An 18,378-nucleotide genomic window follows, 5' to 3' on the forward strand; every position below is an offset into this window, starting at 1 on the left:
CGCTTAGCGAACTAGGCGCATTTCACGTTCAGCTTCAGTTAAAGAAGCAAGGAACGAATCACGTTCAAATACGCGGTTCATGTACACCTTGATTTCTTTTGAACCAGGGCCAACCAGATCGATACCAAGTTGAGGCAGACGCCACAATAATGGAGCTAGGTAACAGTCGATCAAGCTGAATTCTTCGCTCATGAAGTACTCATATTCAGCAAAAATTGGCGCTAACGTCAGAAGATCATTACGCAGCTTTGTGCGTGCTTTTTCTGATTCTTCCGCATTACCTTTCATCACTTTTTCAGCGAGTGAATACCAGTTGCGTTCGATACGGTACATCATCAAGCGGCTGTTGCCGCGAGCAACAGGGTAAACCGGCATTAGAGGTGGATGAGGGAAACGCTCGTCCAAGTACTCCATGATGATTTTTGAATCGTAAAGAGCTAGCTCACGGTCAACAAGAGTTGGCACTGATTTATATGGGTTTAGCTCAACAAGCTCAGCAGGAAGGTTTGCTTCATCAACAAGCTCAACTTCAACACTTACGCCTTTTTCAGCTAGTACAATGCGAACCTGATGGCTATACAAATCTGATGCACTTGAGAAAAGAGTCATCACAGAACGTTTATTGGCAGCTACAGCCATGGAGCCCTCCAGTACACTTACAAATAAAAACAATGGAGGCTAAGCCTCCATTGTACATCAATTAAAATTGGGAATTAGCACGGTATTTTAGCACAATTAATGCACATCGCGCCAATACTCTTTCTTGAGCATCACGACAACGATGGTTAGAAGCACTAAGAAGCCCATTACCCACCAACCTAAAGCATGACGCTCAAGCTGCACTGGGTCACCTGAATAAACCAAGAAGTTCACTAGGTCGCCAACCGCTTTGTCGTATTCGCCTTCGCTCAGCTCACCCGTACCATCTGTTTCAGTACCAACAACAACTTGTACTTCTTCGCCATCTACGATTTTCGTATCGTAAATCGGCGTCGGGATACCCTGTAGCTCTTCAAGCACATGTGGCATACCAACACTCGGGAAGACAATGTTGTTCACGCCGAATGGACGAGATGGATCAACATAGAAAGAGCGTAAGTAAGTGTATAACCAATCAGCACCACGAACTCGTGCAACCAACGTAAGATCTGGTGGTGGAGCTCCAAACCAGTTTGCCGCTTGCTTCGGTGGCATTGCATTGACCATTAGATCACCGATTTTCGCTTCAGGATTGAAAATCAGGTTTTCTTTCATTAAGTCTGTTGGAATTTCCAAGTCTGTTGCTACACGCTCATAACGCTGATACTGCGTTGAGTGACAAGCAAAACAGTAGTTCATGAACAACTTCGCACCGTTTTGTAGCGAAGCTTTATCCGTTAGGTCAACATTCGCTTTATCAAGCGGAACGTTAGCCCCCGCTGCCATCGCTAGTGATGGCAACATAGCAAATAGAATTACAATCCACTTCTTCATTTGAATGTCACCCTCTCTGGTAATGGTTTGGTTGCTTCATTTTTGCTGTAGAAGAACAGCAACACAAAGAACATGAAGTAACACAAGCTAAAGATCTGAGATAGTAGTGTGTACGTTGGTGTTGCAGGTAACGCACCTAAAATACCCAGAGCGATAAAGGCGATAGTGAACTGTACAATATTCAACAGATGAAGTTTGCTACGGTAACGGTATGAACGAACTTTACAACGATCCAACCAAGGTAGAACAAACAGCACTGCTATTGACGCACCCATTAGGATAACACCTAATAGTTTGTCTGGAACCGCACGTAAGATTGCGTAAAACGGCGTGAAGTACCATACCGGAGCAATGTGCTCTGGTGTCTTCAGTGGGTTGGCCGCTTCAAAGTTAGGCGGTTCAAGGAAGTATCCTCCCATTTCTGGGTTAAAGAACAGCACGTAACAGAAGAAGAACAAGAAACCAGCCACACCAACTAAGTCCTTAACCGTACCGTATGGGTGGAAAGGAATAGAGTCGATAATGTCGTATTTCTTCGTGTAGTAATCGTGGAACTTGAACTGTGTCTTGTAATCATCGCCCATTGAACCTTTTGGTAGCTTAGTTTCGATACCATCAGGGTTGTTTGAGCCGACTTCGTGCAGCGCCAATACGTGCAGAACCACAAGAAGAAGCAGAACGATAGGCAGTGCAATAACGTGTAGTGCGAAGAAACGGTTTAACGTTGCACCAGAGATGATGTAGTCACCACGGATCCAAAGCGTTAGGTCATCACCGATAACAGGAATCGCACCAAACAAAGAAATGATTACCTGCGCACCCCAGTATGACATCTGACCCCATGGCAGTAGGTAACCCATGAATGCTTCAGCCATTAGAACGAGGAAGATCAACATACCGAAGATCCACAGTAGTTCACGAGGTTTTTGGTATGAGCCGTAGATCAGGCCACGGAACATGTGCAAGTACACAACAACGAAAAACGCAGATGCGCCAGTTGAGTGCATGTAACGTAGAAGCCAACCGTACTCTACATCACGCATGATGTACTCGATAGAAGCAAACGCACCGTCACCAGAAGGAACGTAGTTCATCGTTAGCCAAATACCCGTTAGGATTTGGTTAACCAGAACCAGCATCGCCAGAGAACCGAAAAGGTACCAAAAGTTGAAGTTCTTAGGCATTGGGTATTCAGACAAATGCTTTTTATAAGCATTCATTGCAGGAATACGCTTTTCAACCCAGTCTAACATTGCTTGCATTATGCATCCCCCTCATCAACACCCACAATGAGCTTGGTGTCGCTCAAATACATGTGCTTAGGAACGACAAGGTTCAATGGAGCAGGTACCCCTTGGAACACTCGACCAGCCATATCGAACTTAGAACCATGACAAGGACAGAAGAAGCCAGATCTTACGCCCTGGACCTGCTCTGAGAAAGAGTCTGGTAGATAGGTTGGTGAACAACCTAGGTGAGTACAGAAACCAACAGCGACAAAAAACTCTTCCTTAATCGAACGAAACTCATTCTGAGCGTACTCAGGCTGCTGTTCCATTTCAGATTGCGGATCACGAAGCTTATCGCCGATCGTTTTTAAGTTATCTAGAACGCTTTGAGTGCGGCGAACAATCCATACAGGTTTCCCCTGCCACTCGACACGAACCAGCTGACCTGGTTCAATTTTACTTATATCCACTTCCACCGGTGCACCTGCCGCTTTGGCTTTGGCACTCGGATTCCATGATTTGATAAAAGGCACGGCGACGGCGACTGCCCCTAACCCACCAACAACTGCCGTTGTAGCGGTTAGAAAACGCCTGCGACCGTTATTTAAAGGCGCGTTGCTCATCCAAACATTCTCCCATTTGCTCCCTTTGGATCGTTATTATTCCGCTTATAAGAGCATGGCTAACAAATAATGAATTTAGTTCTATTTATTGGAGGGAAATGATAAAGAAAACCCTACTTTTTGACAAGATAAAGCTACCTTTTTGTAACATTTGTGAGGCAAATCGCTCGCGTCGTCACAAAAGCGGCAGAATTATAAAAAATTGATGTGATTTGTAACAAGAAAGCACAACATAGAAGTTCTGCTGAAAGCTATTCAAACCTTTTATCTTGGTAGTTTTCAGTTAATTACACAGCAAAATATTTCTTAGTGCGCATTCAACTTACGTTGTTTGTATTTTCACTTTTGTAGCACGCCGCATACGCAAAAAAGACGAGTAGGCATTTTAAAACATGTTGCAGGGATATTAAGACGTAAAGGCACCCACAGCAGATAAATAAGCTTATAACGTATGGTAAGGAAGAAGCCTTACTCTGAGCCTAGTTATAAGTGAATACAAATGGATATTGATAGGCAGGTATTATTTCTTTAAAAACAAAAAAGCCCGGCATAGAGCCGAGCTTTTGGTACACAGTTTCCAGAGTAACTCTGAAAAGCAGAATTTCCAATAAGAGGAAATTAACGCTTAGAGAACTGTGGACGACGACGTGCTTTACGTAGACCAACTTTCTTACGTTCAACGCAACGAGCGTCACGAGTAACGTAGCCAGCTGCGCGTAGAGCAGGACGTAGAGACTCATCGTATTCCATAAGCGCGCGAGTGATACCGTGACGGATAGCACCAGCTTGACCAGAAATACCGCCGCCTTTAACTGTTACGTAAAGGTCTAGCTTTTCAGTTAGTTCAACAAGTTCTAGAGGTTGTTGTACAACCATGCGAGCTGTTGGACGACCGAAGTATTCGTCAAGGTTACGCTTGTTTACTACAATGTTGCCGCTGCCTGGTTTAATAAAAACACGTGCAGCTGAGCTTTTGCGACGGCCAGTGCCGTAGTATTGATTCTCTGCCATTTTCGAAATCCCCAATTAGATGTCTAGTACTTGTGGTTGTTGAGCAACATGGTTGTGCTCAGCGCCTGCGTAAACTTTAAGCTTACGGTACATAGCACGGCCTAGAGGACCACGTGGAAGCATGCCTTTAACTGCAAGCTCAAGAACCATCTCAGGTTTACGATCGATCAACTTTTCAAAAGTGATAGATTTTAGACCACCTGGGAACTCAGAGTGACGGTAGTACACTTTGTTCTTAGCTTTGTTACCAGTTACAGCAACTTTCTCAGCGTTGATAACGATGATGTAGTCACCAGCGTCAACGTGAGGAGTGTATTCAGCTTTATGTTTGCCACGTAGGCGAGATGCAATTTCACTTGCTAGACGACCAAGAGTTTTACCTTCAGCGTCTACAACGTACCAGTCGCGTTTTACAGTTTCTGGTTTAGCAACGAAAGTTTTCATGCTAATAATAACCCGTTAATTAAAATTTAAACTTTAAGGAACACCGTTCTGGTGCTCCCACACTGTCTAAGAGCCCAGTCATCACCCCTTCGAGTCGTTGGTACTCTCGACCTTCAATTTCGAAATAACTTCGATAATCCGGTCTGCAGTAACGGTGGGTCGCAGGATTATAGAGAAGAGCGAAGAAAAAATCACCTTTTTTTGCGCCAAATCACTAATTTTTTCTTCACTTTTTAAGAACACACTAGATTTAGGCCAAATGCTCACGCGCGAGGTACTCATGACTTTGCATCTCAGTGAGCCGAGACAAACAGCGCTTAAATTCAAAGTCGAGCTGCCCCTCAGTATATAAGTCTTCCATTGGCACTTCAGCAGAAATAATCAACTTCACATTGCGCTCGTAAAACTCATCGACCAGTGCGATAAAACGCCTCGCAGCGTCATCTATTTTTCGGTTCATCTGTTGAACGTCCGCCAATAATACCGTGTGATAAATTCGGGACAGCTCAATGTAGTCATTTTGACTGCGAGCGGTTTGGCATAACTGAGCAAACGACGCATGCAGAACCCCATCACTCGCTTCAATTACCTCAAGCTGACGGTGATTAACTTCGATTTGATGAGCGACGATCTGACGTTCGCCCGTCAGCTGCTGATAATACTTGTTGAGATTAATGTTGGCCTGTTCATCAAGTGGATAATGGTATATTTCGGCCTGTTCAAGCGTTCTTAAGCGATAATCAACGCCACTATCAACATTCAACACGTCACAACGTGCCAAAATCATATCAATTGCAGGCAAAAAGCGCGCTCTTTGTAAGCCATTACGATATAAGTTCTGCGGTTCGATGTTTGAAGTCGCGACTAGGATCATCTGCCGCTTGAACATCTCTTGGAGTAACGTTGCAAGGATCATCGCATCCGTAATGTCAGAGACAAAAAATTCATCAAAGCAAACCACATCCGCTTCTTCTTTGAATTTATCCGCTACTTTTGCTAGCGGATTTTCGACATCACCTAACAGCTTCAACTCATCATGTACTCGATACATGAAGCGGTGAAAGTGTACGCGCATTTTTCTTTGGGTTGGTAAAGCATCAAAAAACGCATCCATGAGGTACGTTTTACCGCGTCCGACTCCTCCCCAAAAGTAAAGACCTTTTGGGGGTTCAGGCATGTCGATTTTTTTCCCCATGAGCTTTTGCCATTTGGAAAGCTGGGGCACAGGAGCTGACTGAAATTCAACGATAGCATGGTAAAGCTTATCTAATGCAACGACCGCTTGATACTGAGCTTCATCACGCTGAAACCCGTGTTCTGCTATGTCTTTTTGATATTGTTGTAGTGGTGTCATCGTATTAAGTCGTATAGAGGTACTGGGAAAAGGGTTACCTCGGGGTCAACTTTGAGAATAGAGAGAAGTAGTTATCAGTCCCCGAAGACATACTGCTATTTTTCTTTATCGGCTGTTCAAGCCATAGTAACATGGACTAGCACCGCGTGTAACTAAGTAGTAAAAGACTTGTTAAAACAACTATAAGGAGCAGTTATGCCTTGGATTTATGCCATTGTGGGTTTGCTGGTCGGTACAATCGTAGGCGTAGTCATTAGTAGACTAACCACCCCTGAATACAAGAAACAAAAGTCTGTGCAGAAAGAACTTGAAGCGGCCAAGTTTGAACTAGAGCAACAACGTCAAGAGCTCGTCGATCATTTTGCACAAACCGCAGAAATGTTGGATACACTAGGTAAAGATTACACCAAGCTGTACCAACATATGGCTAAGACCTCTTCTGAGCTTTTGCCAAACTTGCCAGAGCAAGACAACCCGTTTGATAAGAAAACGGCAATGTCTTCTGAAGCTATTGCAGAAGATCAACCAGAGTTTAACGAACAGCCAAAAGACTACGCCAATGGCGCAACGGGTCTTTTAAAGGATCAAGAGAAAGAAATCATTAATGCTCCCGAAGCGGTAACCGCAAAAGCATCATAACCTTCTCTTACCTCTACCTACTAGGGCCGATACATTTGTATCGGCCCTTTTTTGAACTTTTTCTTCTTACCTTTGCTCTAACTTGGATGTGAGCTGCCTCCCCCTTTGATTATCCGAACTAGGCCCTATATTAGTTATTAACAAAGTGAACTAACCGTTCGGATATTTCTTTTTGGCAGACATGTTTCAAGAGGAGTTATTGGATGAAAAAACCACTGCTTGCGCTCACCGTTCTATCTCTGAGTTTGGGCTCTATTATTGCGCCAGTTCAAGCCACCGCCGCATTACCTTTAAATGTGGATGGCCAACAGTTACCTAGCTTGGCGCCCATGCTTGAGAAAGTAACCCCTGCTGTTGTGAGTATTGCTGTAGAAGGCAAACAAGTACAAACCAGCCGTATTCCCGAACAATTTCAATTCTTCTTTGGACCGGACTTTCCGATGGAGCAAAGGCGCGAGCGCCCGTTCAGAGGTTTAGGTTCTGGTGTCATTATTGATGCGAAAAAAGGGCATATAGTCACTAACTACCACGTAATCAAGGGCGCGGATGAGATTCGAGTTCGCCTCTATGATGGTCGCGAGTATGACGCTACGCTCGTTGGCGGCGATGAGATGGCCGATGTTGCGTTGCTTAAATTAGAAAAAGCGAAAAACTTAACGCAAATTAAAGTCGCAGATTCCGACAAACTTCGCGTAGGTGACTTTACGGTTGCGATTGGTAACCCATTCGGACTCGGTCAAACCGTGACGTCGGGCATCGTCTCAGCGTTAGGCCGTAGTGGCTTAAACGTTGAAAACTTCGAAAACTTCATCCAAACCGATGCCGCAATTAACAGCGGTAACTCTGGTGGTGCATTGGTCAACCTTAATGGTGAGCTGATCGGTATTAATACTGCGATTTTAGGCCCTAACGGCGGTAACGTGGGGATTGGCTTTGCGATTCCGTCCAACATGATGAAAAACCTCACCGAGCAAATTCTAGAGTTTGGTGAAGTCAAACGCGGCATGTTGGGTGTACAGGGCGGTGAAGTAACCTCTGAGCTGGCTGATGCATTGGGTTACGAGTCGAGTAAAGGAGCCTTTATTGGCCAAGTCGTACCAGACAGCGCAGCCGATAAAGCTGGATTGAAAGCCGGTGATGTAATTGTATCGGTAAACGGCAAAGCGATTAATACTTTCTCAGAGCTCCGTGCAAAGGTGGCAACGCTGGGCGCAGGAAAAGAAATCACGTTAGGTGTGGTTCGAGATGGTAAGAATAAAACCTTTGATGTAACGCTTGGCGAATCTACAAATATGAAAGCCAAAGCCGAAACATTACACGAAGGGCTCAAGGGTGCGGAATTAAGCAATACGACACCAAGTGATGCAATTCAAGGCGTTAAAGTATCGAGCGTTGCAGATAACTCTCCGGCTGCTCAATATCAATTACAACAAGGGGACATCATTATCGGTGTGAACCGTCAGCGCGTGAAAAACCTTGCTGAGCTTCGTGCAATCGTGGATAAGCACAAAGGCGTATTGGCTCTGAATATTCAGCGTGGCGAACGTACTATTTATCTTGTTATTCGTTAGTCACTTTCAAAGTAATAGGAAATAAGGTTTTCGATGCATAGCATCGAGTAATAAGCCTCGAATACTTTTCCTTATCGCTCAATAGCTAATGAAAAGGGCAGCACGATTCCGTGCTGCCCTTTTGTTATTTTTCAATGTAATGCTATTCTTCATCTTCTATGCCATTTTGGCGCTCATGCATGGAGAGGATATGCTCAGCTTTTTATTACGTTCTGTCTTTTTAGGCTTGGCTACTGCCGCAGTGGTATTACTGGCGGTACCATCTTTGCGCAACAACGTAATTCCTGCCGCGCTAGATCCGCAACCTGTTAATATCGCGTCCGTTGAGTTGACATTTAATCAGGCGGTGCGAAGAGCAGCACCTGCCGTAGTAAACATCTACAGCCGTAAATATGTTGAAAATGATCGCAGTAAACTCTCGACTCAAGGTCTGGGTTCAGGTGTTATTGTCAGTGAGAAAGGCTACATCATTACCAACTACCATGTGGTTGCTCAAGCAGACCAAATTGTTGTCGCATTACAAGACGGTAGAGCCGCAGCGGCTCAGCTAGTTGGCACGGATAAACGCACAGACATTGCCGTACTGCGTGTCGAAGGTTCAAATTTACCTGTTATTCCTCTGAACTCTAATTACAAGCCACAAGTGGGTGATGTGGTCCTAGCCATCGGTAACCCATACAACCTTGGACAAACCACAACGTTCGGCATTATTTCAGCAACAGGACGCTCATCTATTAGCGACGGTCGCCAAGCATTTATTCAAACCGATGCCGCCATCAATGAGGGGAACTCTGGTGGCGCCCTAGTGAACACACAAGGCGAGCTCGTCGGCATTAATACCGCCTCTTTTCAGCAAGCGACAGACTTAGAAACTTACGGTATTTCTTTTGCTATCCCTGCGCCGCTAGCCAGCAAGATCATGCAGAAAATCATCGCTGATGGCCGCGTGATTCGTGGTTATATTGGTATCGACGGCCAAGACATTAATGCGGTCACTGCTCGCCTACTTGGAAATGAACACATAGGTGGTATTGTCGTGCTTGGTATTGATCCAAATGGTCCAGCCAATGCAGCAGGCTTCCAAAAGCAGGACATCATTATCAGTATTGATGGCAATAAAGTGCAAGGGCGTCAGAGCGTCATGGATATCGTCACCGATTTACGTCCTGGCACCACCGTGGACGTTGGCATCATTCGCAAAGGAAAAGAGATGAGCTTGAAAGTCACCATTGCCGAAGACAAGCAAGAAGCATAAAAAATCCCAGCCACTGGCTGGGATTTTTATTTGTGCGTTACTCGCTATCGCTCGGTGTTTCCGTCGTATCGGAATCATCCAGCTCAACTTCAATGCGAGTGACTCGCTGCAAACCTCTTGGTAATAACCCACCTCGGCGACCACGTTCGCCACGGAAGTTATCAAGGTCAGACGGTTTAAGACCCAACTTTCGCTTACCCGCGTACAGCGTTAACGATGCACCTTTTGGTAAAGACATTAAGTGAGATAGTACTTCTTCTCGCTCTTTTGCTTTAGCAGCAGGAATATTGATGATCTTATTCCCTTTACCTTTCGCCAGTTGTGGCAGGTCTTTGATTGGGAACAGCAGCATGCGACCTTGGTTAGTGATTGCTAAGATTTCATCAGAATCTAAATCTTCAATCGCTTTTGGCGTCATGACCTCAGAGTTAGCCGGCAAAGTGACCAGCGCTTTACCACTGCGGTTTTTAGACAGCAAGTCAGCGCCTTTACATACAAAGCCGTAACCTGCATCAGAGCCCACCAGCCACAGCTGATCTTCTTCACTCATGATCACTTGGCGAATACTGCTACCAGCCGTAATATGCAAACGACCGGTAATCGGCTCACCTTGACTACGAGCAGAAGGCAGCGAGTGCGATTCCAGAGAGTAACTTCGACCGTCACTACCTAGGAATACCGCAGGCTGATTACTCTTACCTCGTGCGTGCGCTAAGTATTTATCACCCGACTTATAGTTCAGGCCTTCTGCATCTACGTCATGGCCTTTCGCGTGACGAATCCAACCTTTCTCAGAAAGCACAACCGTGATTGGTTCGCTTGGAACAAGATCACGTTCAGTAAGCGCTTTTGCTTCTGCACGCTCAACCAATGGAGATCGACGGTCATCACCGTATTTCTCAGCATCCGCTTTGATTTCTTTTTTCAGTAGTGTGTTTAGACGACGCTCAGAACCGAGTAGCAGTTCTAGCTTCTCACGCTCTTTCTCTAGCTCGTCTTGCTCACCACGGATCTTCATCTCTTCTAGTTTGGCTAGGTGACGAAGTTTGGTGTCTAGAATCGCATCCGCTTGGATATCGGTAATACCAAAACGTGCCATCAATACCGCTTTAGGATCATCTTCAGTACGGATGATCTCAATCACTTCATCTAGGTTGAGGTAAGCAACCAACAAACCTTCCAAAATGTGTAAGCGAGCCATGACTTTGTCTAGGCGGTGTTGTAGTCGGCGACGTACGGTCGTGCGACGGAACTCAATCCACTCTGACAGAATTTGCACCAGACCTTTAACTTGAGGACGATTATCCAAACCAATCATGTTCAAGTTAACGCGGTAGCTGCGCTCAAGATCCGTTGATGCGAACAAGTGGTTCATTAACAAATCACAATCGACGCGGTTTGACTTAGGTACCACAACGATACGCGTTGGGTTCTCGTGATCCGACTCGTCACGAAGATCGTCAACCATTGGTAGCTTCTTCGCACGCATCTGGTTGGCGATTTGCTCAAGCAGTTTTGCACCCGATACTTGGTGTGGCAGAGAGGTGATAACGATATCAGAACCTTCTTTGTGCCACACCGCTCGCATCTTGATGCTGCCGCGACCGTTGCGGTAAATCTTCTCAATATCCGCTTGCGGCGAGATGATTTCTGCTTCTGTTGGGTAATCCGGACCTTTAACATATTGCATCACGTCCGGCAGTTCTGCTTTCGGGTTGTCGATCAAATGAATAGTCGCATCTGCGATTTCACGAACGTTATGCGGTGGGATATCTGTTGCCATACCAACCGCAATACCGGTTACACCGTTAAGCAGGATATGAGGCAGACGTGCTGGCAACATTTGTGGCTCTTTCATTGTGCCATCAAAGTTAGGTTGCCATTCAACCGTACCCTGGCCCAGTTCGCCTAGCAATACTTCAGCAAACTTAGACAGTTTTGCTTCGGTATAACGCATTGCCGCGAATGATTTCGGGTCATCTGGCGCACCCCAGTTACCTTGGCCATCCACTAATGGATAGCGGTAAGAGAATGGCTGAGCCATCAATACCATCGCTTCGTAACACGCTGAATCACCGTGCGGATGGTATTTACCTAGCACGTCACCAACGGTACGTGCAGATTTTTTGTATTTTGCAGATGCTGAGAGACCAAGCTCTGACATCGCATAAATGATACGTCGTTGAACCGGCTTTAAGCCATCGCCAATGTATGGCAAGGCGCGGTCCATGATTACGTACATCGAGTAGTTCAGATAAGCGTCTTCAGTGAACTTGCGCATTGGCAACTGTTCGACGCCATCGTAGGTAATTTCTGTAGACATCCGTTACACCTCTGCCAAGTCGCCGTTGTTTTGTAGCCAAGAACGACGGTCATCTGCACGCTTTTTGCCCAGCAGCATGTCCATCATTTCCATGGTCGCCGTAGAGTCGTCAATGGTTAACTGCACTAAGCGACGCGTGTTCGGATCCATGGTGGTTTCACGCAACTGAAGTGGGTTCATCTCACCCAAACCTTTGAATCGTTGCACGTTGATTTTGGCTTTCTTCTTCGACAAGCGCTCTAAGATGCCATCTTTTTCATCGTCATCAAGGGCGTAGAATACTTCTTTCCCGCAATCGATTCGATACAGAGGCGGCATCGCCACGTAGATATGACCCGCTTCAACCAGTGCACGGAAGTGACGAGTGAACAGTGCACAAAGCAGCGTTGCGATGTGAAGACCATCCGAGTCCGCATCGGCAAGGATACAGATCTTACCGTAACGAAGACCATCAAGGTTATCGCTGTCAGGATCAATCCCCAAAGCCACTGAAATATCGTGTACTTCTTGAGATGCTAATACTTGGTCAGCAGAGACTTCCCACGTGTTCAAGATCTTACCACGCAGTGGCATCACGGCTTGGAACTCACGGTCACGTGCCTGTTTTGCCGAGCCACCCGCAGAGTCACCCTCCACAAAGAAGATTTCAGTGCGACTTAAGTCCTGTGCTGAACAGTCGGTCAACTTACCTGGCAGTGCCGGGCCGGACGCCACTTTCTTACGTACGACTTTTTTCGCTGCACGCATACGACGGTGCGCGTTAGCGATACAGACTTCTGCCAATTGCTCTGCTAGCTGAGGCTTTTCGTTCAACCAAAGACTGAACGCATCTTTTACGACACCTGAGACAAATGCCGCGGTTTGACGAGAAGACAGACGTTCTTTGGTCTGGCCTGCAAATTGCGGATCTTGAATTTTAACCGACAACACGTAAGAACAGCGGTCGAAAACGTCATCACCCGTTAGCTTCACGCCACGAGGTAATAGATTACGGAACTCACAGAACTCGCGCATCGCTTCTAACAAGCCTTGGCGTAAACCATTAACGTGCGTACCACCTTGAGCAGTTGGGATCAGGTTAACGTAGCTTTCGGTGATCATCTCACCACCTTCTGGCTGCCAAATTACCGCCCAGTTTGCCGCTTCGGTATCCGCCAAGAACTCACCAGTAAATGGTTCTTCAGGAATAACTGGGTAGCCTTTTACGCCTTCCGCAAGATAGTCTTTAAGACCGTCTTCGTAGTACCACTTATAGTCTTTACCATTAACTTTGTCGGTTAATGTAATTTCTAGGCCCGGGCACAAAACCGCTTTTGCGCGCAGATTATTGACTAGGCGTGTAACAGAGAAGTTAGCCGAATCGAAGTACTTCGCATCAGGCCAGAAATGCACGCTGGTACCGCGATTGCGACGACCACATGTGCCGGTTACGGTCAGGTCAGAGACTTTATCACCGTGCTCAAATGCAATTTCATACACTTGACCATCACGACGAACGGTTACTTCAACGCGTTTTGACAACGCGTTTACTACCGAAATACCTACCCCGTGCAAACCACCAGAGAATTGGTAGTTTTTGTTAGAGAACTTACCACCTGCGTGCAGCTTGCATAGGATTAACTCTACGCCTGACACTTTCTCTTCTGGGTGGATATCAACAGGCATGCCTCGACCATCATCGATCACTTCTAGTGATTGGTCGGCATGTAGGATGACTTGTACTTTTGAGGCATGTCCGGCTAGCGCTTCATCGACACTGTTGTCGATAACTTCTTGGCCCAAATGGTTTGGGCGCGCTGTATCCGTATACATCCCTGGTCGGCGACGTACTGGCTCTAAGCCATTCAGTACTTCAATGGCACCAGCATTATATTGTTCAGTCATAATACGGAATTATTCTCAAAGTTTACTTGTTGCCTGAATATCACCAATGGGTGAACCCATACTCAGGAAACGAAAAAGCCACCCTGTTCACATCACTAAGTGCTTGTAAACATGATGCATAACAAAGTAGCCAGGGTCCTCGACCCTTAAGATCTTTTGGCAAAACATAGTCGGAAAGCATACCGCCCATGTCAAGAAACGGTTGGATATATCAATAAAAACTATGAGCCTTTTCCAATCGCTTTCGAATTACAGTTCTAGAAATTCGATAATCTGTGCAGGATAACGCTCAAAGCCTACAAAACTGTGATCACCGCCTTGTTCTACTGTTTGCTTAGCGTCTGCAAACTTATCTACCGCTTGTCGATAGTCTAAAACCTCATCTTCTGTCTGCTGTAACAACCAGAAAGAATGTGGCGACGCGATGCTTTGTACATCAAGAGCTTTTAACTCGTCAATATGACAAGCTTCAAGTGTATAGGTTTCGTGCGTATAAGGGTTAGTTTGCTCACCCAAATAATCTACTAACAACTCATAGGGCTTAACCGCGGGGTTGACCACAACCGCTTTAAATCCAAACTTGTCATTTAGCCACATTGACATAAAGCCGCCTAATGAGCTGCCCACCAGACCAATGTTATAGTCGTCTTTATATTGCTCGATGATATCCAACAACATTTTCGCCGCTTGTTGAGGATAACAAGGTAACTGGGGAACAATCACTTTGATATCAGGACGATGCTGCTCGCAGTATGCTCTCATCACATTGGCTTTCATTGAGAGTGGGGAGCTGTTAAAACCATGGATATACAGAAGAAGTGAAGGTTTACTCATAGATATCTCGCACAAAAAAGCGAGCCCGAACATAGAGCTCGGGCGCGTTAGTATCCGCTAGAAGAGAAGTCTGGTTGGAACTGACCATCAGGAAGTCGGCCCACTTGAGTCGTAATATCACCACAAGCATGCAGCTGCAGTTCACGCCAACCAGGCGAAGTCGTATCGAGGGCAAAATCATCCGAGTTAGGCTTAAACTGAACACACGTCGAGGGTGTTGCCATCACTCGAATGCCATTATGAAGCACATTCATGTCTTGATGAACATGACCACAGAGAATACCTTTCACGTTATCAAAACGATCGACAACCTGCCAGAACGCTTCGGCATCTTTTAAGGTATGTTGATCAAGCCACGCGCTTCCCACTAATAATGGATGGTGATGCAGCAACACAAGTGTGTGCCTTTCTGGGTGTTCTGCTAACTTTTCTTCGAGTAACGCTAACTGCTGATCACTCAAGCGTCCGTGGGGAACGCCAACAACTTGCGAGTCTAAAAGAACCAACTGCCAATGCGCGCCAAGCAATACATGCTCTGCCGCTTTGATTTGTTGCGAAGGTAATACACTGCCCATATTGGGCTTGTAGTCATGATTACCAGGCAGCCAAAAGCAGTCTTTCTCTAGCGGTTCAATGCCTTCGGCAAAGCGCTGGTAAGATTCTGCACTATGGTCTTGGGAAATGTCCCCTGTCGCCAAGATGTAATCAAACGTCACGTTGCGGCGTAAAACATCAGCAACAACAGCGTTAAAGCTATCGGCCGTTTTTACGCTCAGCAAACTTCCCTCATCGGCAGCAAACAGATGAGTATCCGTAATTTGTAAAAGTTTGATGCTGTCACTAGATGATTGCAAAATGAAAACCTGATTCGTCCACTATATCGTTATTTGTTATTTTCCTTTAGTGACGTGACGATCAATTGAAGGCAAGTGGTGTTCTACTGATACCACTTCGTAAACAAAACGTCAGCCATTCACCGAGGAATGTGTTTAGTTGATGCTTTTCATCTTTCTGCATCAGTTGGTCGTTGGGATAATCATACTTAGCTTTTATGCGAGAGAACTCTCCGCTTGAGCATACTTCGGCTACTCTCGCATCGTGATAAAGCCTGACAGACATCGTCGGTAAAGGAAACACTGGCGTTTCATCACTCTGACATATCTCAACAACTGTGGTGTATTTTGTGATTTCATTCACGGTCAGTTGGTAAACCATGTTCGCCGCTTGATAGCAGCGTACATCCCCAACTTCGGCAGAAGCAGGCAATAAGGCGTTCAATTTAGCGTAGTTGGTCTCATAGGTTCTCATTAGACCCGCTAAATCAACATGATACCTCTGTTTTTCAGCCACTTGTGCCATTACTTACTCTCCACCATTTGGGGTTGCCCCCACTGTGACTTCAACTCTTGATGGTTTAATTGCAACCATTGCAACGCAATAATCGACGCACCATTTTCAAATTTTCCGTCTTTCACCCATTGATATGCTTGCTCACGACTCAAAACATGTACGCGAATATCTTCATTCTCATAGTCTAAACCATGAATGCCGTGCGCTTTAGATGCGTCCACTTCACCAACAAATACGTCCAACTTTTCCGAGCAACCGCCAGCAGAAGGATAATAAGAGGTGACTGGCGCAACACGCCTCACTTGTATCCCCGCCTCTTCGACAGCTTCTCGGCGAATGACGGCTTCAGCTGATTCATCACGGTCAATCATACCCGCGACAATCTCTAGCTGCCATGGGTGTTGATGCTCTAAGGCTCCTACTCGAATCTGTTCAATGATAACCACTTGATCCGTATTTGGATCATAAGGAAGCATCGCTGCAGCATGACCACGCTCGAACATTTCTCGTTCGACAACCTCGCTCCAACCTCCAGCAAATAGCTTATGCTGAAAGCGATATTTCACCATTTTGAAAAAGCCTTCAAATAAGGTTTCTTTCGAGATGACTTTTACATCTTGCGAAGTAAAATCCTTTTGTTGTTTGTCACACTGTTGCATTCGACACCTCTCTGAGTGAATCTTGTAGTTTACTCATTGTTATTCGCTTGCTCAAAGGACTTGGCTCAACTTTTTGTACAATAGTTACAAATTAATTTAAGTCTTTGGTGAAAATTTATTGCACAACTGGATAGTTACGTGTAAAAAAGTGCAAACTTTAGAGTAAATATCGTGCAAATTGAGTTAAACTACTGAGAATTAACCAATCTATTGACCGCGGGAATAGAAAATGAAAAAATTGCTTCCACTATTTATCAGTGCAGCGCTAGGTAGCATGAGTACGTCTGCGTTCGCAGACTCTTTGGCTGAAATCTACGACTTAGCAAAACAAAATGATCCACAATTGCTCAGTGTAGCAGCACAACGTGACCAAGCTTTCGAAGCAATCACCTCAAGCCGTAGTGCTCTATTACCACAAATTAACCTAACAGCAGGTTACAACTTAACTCGTGGCGATACTGAATACGACTCAAATCTAGTCAATGACGTATCAAACGATGCCAACGCTCTAACCGCTGGTGTTAGCTTTTCACAAGCACTTTACAACCGCGCATCTTGGATCTCGCTAGATACCGCTGAGAAAAGTGCTCGCCAAGCAGACGCAACTTACGCTGCGACTCAACAAGCACTAATTCTTCGTGTTTCACAAGCGTATTTTGAAGTTCTACGCGCACAAGACAACCTTGTTTTCGTCCGTGCAGAAAAAGCCGCAGTGGGTCGTCAACTAGAGCAAACAAAACAGCGTTTTGAAGTAGGTTTATCTGCGATCACTGACGTACACGACGCGCAAGCTCAGTACGACCAAGTACTGGCGGATGAAGTGTTAGCAGAAAACGCACTGACTAACAGCTACGAGTCATTACGTGAAATCACCGGTCAAGAGCACAAAGATCTCAACATCTTGGACACTCGCCGCTTCACTGCTAGCCCATCGACCGTGCCTGCTGAATCACTAATTGACGAAGCAAAAACCAAAAACCTGACCTTGCTATCTTCACGTATTCTTCAAGATATCGCACGTGACAATATTTCACTAGCAAGTTCTGGTCATCTACCAACGCTGTCTCTAGACGGTGGTTACAACTACGGTGATACGTCTCATAGCTCTCGTGACAACACCACAGACAACTTCAATATCGGTGTGAACCTTGCGGTGCCACTATACACGGGTGGTAACGTCACCTCTCAAACCAAACAGGCTGAATACGCGTACGTGGCTGCAAGTGAAGATCTTGAAGCACAATACCGTAGCGTAGTAAAAGATGTTCGCGCACAAAACAACAACATTAACGCCTCTATCGGCGCACTACGTGCTTATGAGCAAGCCGTTATTTCTGCGCGCTCTGCACTAGAAGCAACAGAAGCAGGTTTTGATGTGGGTACTCGTACTATCGTTGACGTGCTAGACGCAACTCGTCGTCTATACGATGCGAATAAAAACCTATCGAACGCTCGTTACGACTACATCTTAAGTGTTCTTCAGCTACGCCAAGCCGTTGGTACGCTAAGCGAACAAGACATCTTAGACGTTGATGCAGGTTTGAAAGCGGCAAAATAATTGCTGACTGAATGCTTCAGTTCTCAATAAATAAAAACGCCAGTTGATTTATCAGCTGGCGTTTTTATTTATTGCTTGCCGTTAAGAGACGAAAAGTGTCTCAGAACATCAAGTATCAAAAAGGCCGCACTTGGCGACCTTTTACAAACAAATAGCGTTTCAATGCCAACA

General features: G+C 45.6%; 17 protein-coding genes. 4 read left to right on the plus strand and 13 right to left on the minus strand.

The genetic code is table 11. The features are described 5' to 3' along the window. Positions 1–3: 3 nt before the first annotated feature. From sspA to zapE, 7 genes are all read right to left on the minus strand, one after another. Complete coding sequence (sspA, locus tag NL645_RS16785) at positions 4–639, minus strand: stringent starvation protein SspA (protein WP_005372897.1); 636 nt, start codon at positions 637–639, stop codon at positions 4–6. Positions 640–735: 96 nt separating this feature from the next. Next, positions 736–1,473 (minus strand): cytochrome c1, encoded by a 738-nt coding sequence (locus tag NL645_RS16790; protein ID WP_005372881.1) that lies wholly within the window; start codon positions 1,471–1,473, stop codon positions 736–738. Then, on the minus strand, positions 1,470–2,735 hold the full coding sequence (locus tag NL645_RS16795) for a cytochrome bc complex cytochrome b subunit (RefSeq protein ID WP_005372880.1): 1,266 nt from the start codon (positions 2,733–2,735) through the stop codon (positions 1,470–1,472). Before NL645_RS16795 ends, NL645_RS16790 begins: the two co-directional genes overlap by 4 nt. After that, the gene (gene petA / locus NL645_RS16800) at positions 2,735–3,325 is read right to left on the minus strand and encodes a ubiquinol-cytochrome c reductase iron-sulfur subunit (RefSeq protein ID WP_005396462.1); all 591 of its coding nucleotides are present in this window, start codon (positions 3,323–3,325) and stop codon (positions 2,735–2,737) included. Before petA ends, NL645_RS16795 begins: the two co-directional genes overlap by 1 nt. Positions 3,326–3,943: 618 nt before the next feature. Next, positions 3,944–4,336 (minus strand): 30S ribosomal protein S9, encoded by a 393-nt coding sequence (rpsI, locus tag NL645_RS16805; protein ID WP_005372876.1) that lies wholly within the window; start codon positions 4,334–4,336, stop codon positions 3,944–3,946. 15 nt (positions 4,337–4,351) lie between these two features. Continuing rightward, the gene (rplM, locus tag NL645_RS16810) at positions 4,352–4,780 is read right to left on the minus strand and encodes a 50S ribosomal protein L13 (RefSeq protein WP_012842158.1); all 429 of its coding nucleotides are present in this window, start codon (positions 4,778–4,780) and stop codon (positions 4,352–4,354) included. 250 nt (positions 4,781–5,030) lie between these two features. After that, positions 5,031–6,134, minus strand: coding sequence for a cell division protein ZapE (gene zapE / locus NL645_RS16815; protein ID WP_253652082.1), 1,104 nt, complete (start codon positions 6,132–6,134; stop codon positions 5,031–5,033). A 195-nt stretch (positions 6,135–6,329) separates the two neighbouring features. Between zapE and zapG the strand changes: the two genes are divergently transcribed. The 3 genes from zapG (at position 6,330) to degS (ending at position 9,599) form a co-directional block, all read left to right on the plus strand. Further along, entirely contained in the window at positions 6,330–6,773 is a 444-nt protein-coding gene (gene zapG, locus NL645_RS16820) for a Z-ring associated protein ZapG (protein ID WP_005395919.1), read from the plus strand. A 203-nt stretch (positions 6,774–6,976) separates the two neighbouring features. Beyond that, positions 6,977–8,344 (plus strand): Do family serine endopeptidase, encoded by a 1,368-nt coding sequence (locus NL645_RS16825; protein ID WP_005395920.1) that lies wholly within the window; start codon positions 6,977–6,979, stop codon positions 8,342–8,344. Positions 8,345–8,534: 190 nt separating this feature from the next. Beyond that, on the plus strand, positions 8,535–9,599 hold the full coding sequence (degS, locus tag NL645_RS16830; protein ID WP_005395921.1) for an outer membrane-stress sensor serine endopeptidase DegS: 1,065 nt from the start codon (positions 8,535–8,537) through the stop codon (positions 9,597–9,599). A gap of 37 nt (positions 9,600–9,636) precedes the next feature. Here degS and parC read toward each other — a convergent pair whose 3' ends face one another. The 6 genes from parC to nudF form a co-directional block, all read right to left on the minus strand. Next, on the minus strand, positions 9,637–11,922 hold the full coding sequence (gene parC, locus NL645_RS16835) for a DNA topoisomerase IV subunit A (RefSeq protein WP_253652083.1): 2,286 nt from the start codon (positions 11,920–11,922) through the stop codon (positions 9,637–9,639). A gap of 3 nt (positions 11,923–11,925) precedes the next feature. Next, on the minus strand, positions 11,926–13,806 hold the full coding sequence (gene parE, locus NL645_RS16840) for a DNA topoisomerase IV subunit B (RefSeq protein WP_005395924.1): 1,881 nt from the start codon (positions 13,804–13,806) through the stop codon (positions 11,926–11,928). A gap of 249 nt (positions 13,807–14,055) precedes the next feature. Further along, entirely contained in the window at positions 14,056–14,640 is a 585-nt protein-coding gene (yqiA, locus tag NL645_RS16845) for an esterase YqiA (RefSeq protein ID WP_046874000.1), read from the minus strand. Positions 14,641–14,687: 47 nt separating this feature from the next. Then, positions 14,688–15,494 carry a 3',5'-cyclic-AMP phosphodiesterase gene (cpdA, locus tag NL645_RS16850; protein ID WP_253652084.1) on the minus strand — a complete coding sequence of 269 codons (807 nt, stop codon included), beginning with the start codon at positions 15,492–15,494 and terminating at the stop codon, positions 14,688–14,690. A 61-nt stretch (positions 15,495–15,555) separates the two neighbouring features. Beyond that, positions 15,556–15,999, minus strand: a complete 444-nt coding sequence (locus NL645_RS16855; protein WP_005395930.1) for a DUF1249 family protein — start codon at positions 15,997–15,999, stop codon at positions 15,556–15,558. After that, the gene (gene nudF / locus NL645_RS16860) at positions 15,999–16,649 is read right to left on the minus strand and encodes an ADP-ribose diphosphatase (protein WP_161444865.1); all 651 of its coding nucleotides are present in this window, start codon (positions 16,647–16,649) and stop codon (positions 15,999–16,001) included. Before nudF ends, NL645_RS16855 begins: the two co-directional genes overlap by 1 nt. A gap of 229 nt (positions 16,650–16,878) precedes the next feature. Here nudF and tolC point away from each other — a divergent pair, with 229 nt between their 5' ends. After that, complete coding sequence (gene tolC / locus NL645_RS16865) at positions 16,879–18,207, plus strand: outer membrane channel protein TolC (protein ID WP_012842165.1); 1,329 nt, start codon at positions 16,879–16,881, stop codon at positions 18,205–18,207. Positions 18,208–18,378: the final 171 nt, after the last annotated feature.

Origin of the sequence: Vibrio sp. Y51_MX_L26 (assembly GCF_024181935.1) — a bacterium.
In the GTDB taxonomy this organism is placed as follows: Bacteria; Pseudomonadota; Gammaproteobacteria; order Enterobacterales; family Vibrionaceae; genus Vibrio; species Vibrio diabolicus.

Excerpts from the sequence above, each read along its gene's own strand:
- sspA (WP_005372897.1), bottom strand. The coding sequence starts at position 639 with ATGGCTGTAGCTGCCAATAAACGTTCTGTGATGACTCTTTTCTCAAGT.
- NL645_RS16790 (WP_005372881.1), bottom strand. The coding sequence starts at position 1,473 with ATGAAGAAGTGGATTGTAATTCTATTTGCTATGTTGCCATCACTAGCG.
- NL645_RS16795 (WP_005372880.1), bottom strand. The coding sequence starts at position 2,735 with ATGCAAGCAATGTTAGACTGGGTTGAAAAGCGTATTCCTGCAATGAAT.
- petA (WP_005396462.1), bottom strand. The coding sequence starts at position 3,325 with ATGAGCAACGCGCCTTTAAATAACGGTCGCAGGCGTTTTCTAACCGCT.
- rpsI (WP_005372876.1), bottom strand. The coding sequence starts at position 4,336 with ATGGCAGAGAATCAATACTACGGCACTGGCCGTCGCAAAAGCTCAGCT.
- rplM (WP_012842158.1), bottom strand. The coding sequence starts at position 4,780 with ATGAAAACTTTCGTTGCTAAACCAGAAACTGTAAAACGCGACTGGTAC.
- zapE (WP_253652082.1), bottom strand. The coding sequence starts at position 6,134 with ATGACACCACTACAACAATATCAAAAAGACATAGCAGAACACGGGTTT.
- zapG (WP_005395919.1), top strand. The coding sequence starts at position 6,330 with ATGCCTTGGATTTATGCCATTGTGGGTTTGCTGGTCGGTACAATCGTA.
- NL645_RS16825 (WP_005395920.1), top strand. The coding sequence starts at position 6,977 with ATGAAAAAACCACTGCTTGCGCTCACCGTTCTATCTCTGAGTTTGGGC.
- degS (WP_005395921.1), top strand. The coding sequence starts at position 8,535 with ATGCTCAGCTTTTTATTACGTTCTGTCTTTTTAGGCTTGGCTACTGCC.
- parC (WP_253652083.1), bottom strand. The coding sequence starts at position 11,922 with ATGTCTACAGAAATTACCTACGATGGCGTCGAACAGTTGCCAATGCGC.
- parE (WP_005395924.1), bottom strand. The coding sequence starts at position 13,806 with ATGACTGAACAATATAATGCTGGTGCCATTGAAGTACTGAATGGCTTA.
- yqiA (WP_046874000.1), bottom strand. The coding sequence starts at position 14,640 with ATGAGTAAACCTTCACTTCTTCTGTATATCCATGGTTTTAACAGCTCC.
- NL645_RS16855 (WP_005395930.1), bottom strand. The coding sequence starts at position 15,999 with ATGGCACAAGTGGCTGAAAAACAGAGGTATCATGTTGATTTAGCGGGT.
- nudF (WP_161444865.1), bottom strand. The coding sequence starts at position 16,649 with ATGCAACAGTGTGACAAACAACAAAAGGATTTTACTTCGCAAGATGTA.
- tolC (WP_012842165.1), top strand. The coding sequence starts at position 16,879 with ATGAAAAAATTGCTTCCACTATTTATCAGTGCAGCGCTAGGTAGCATG.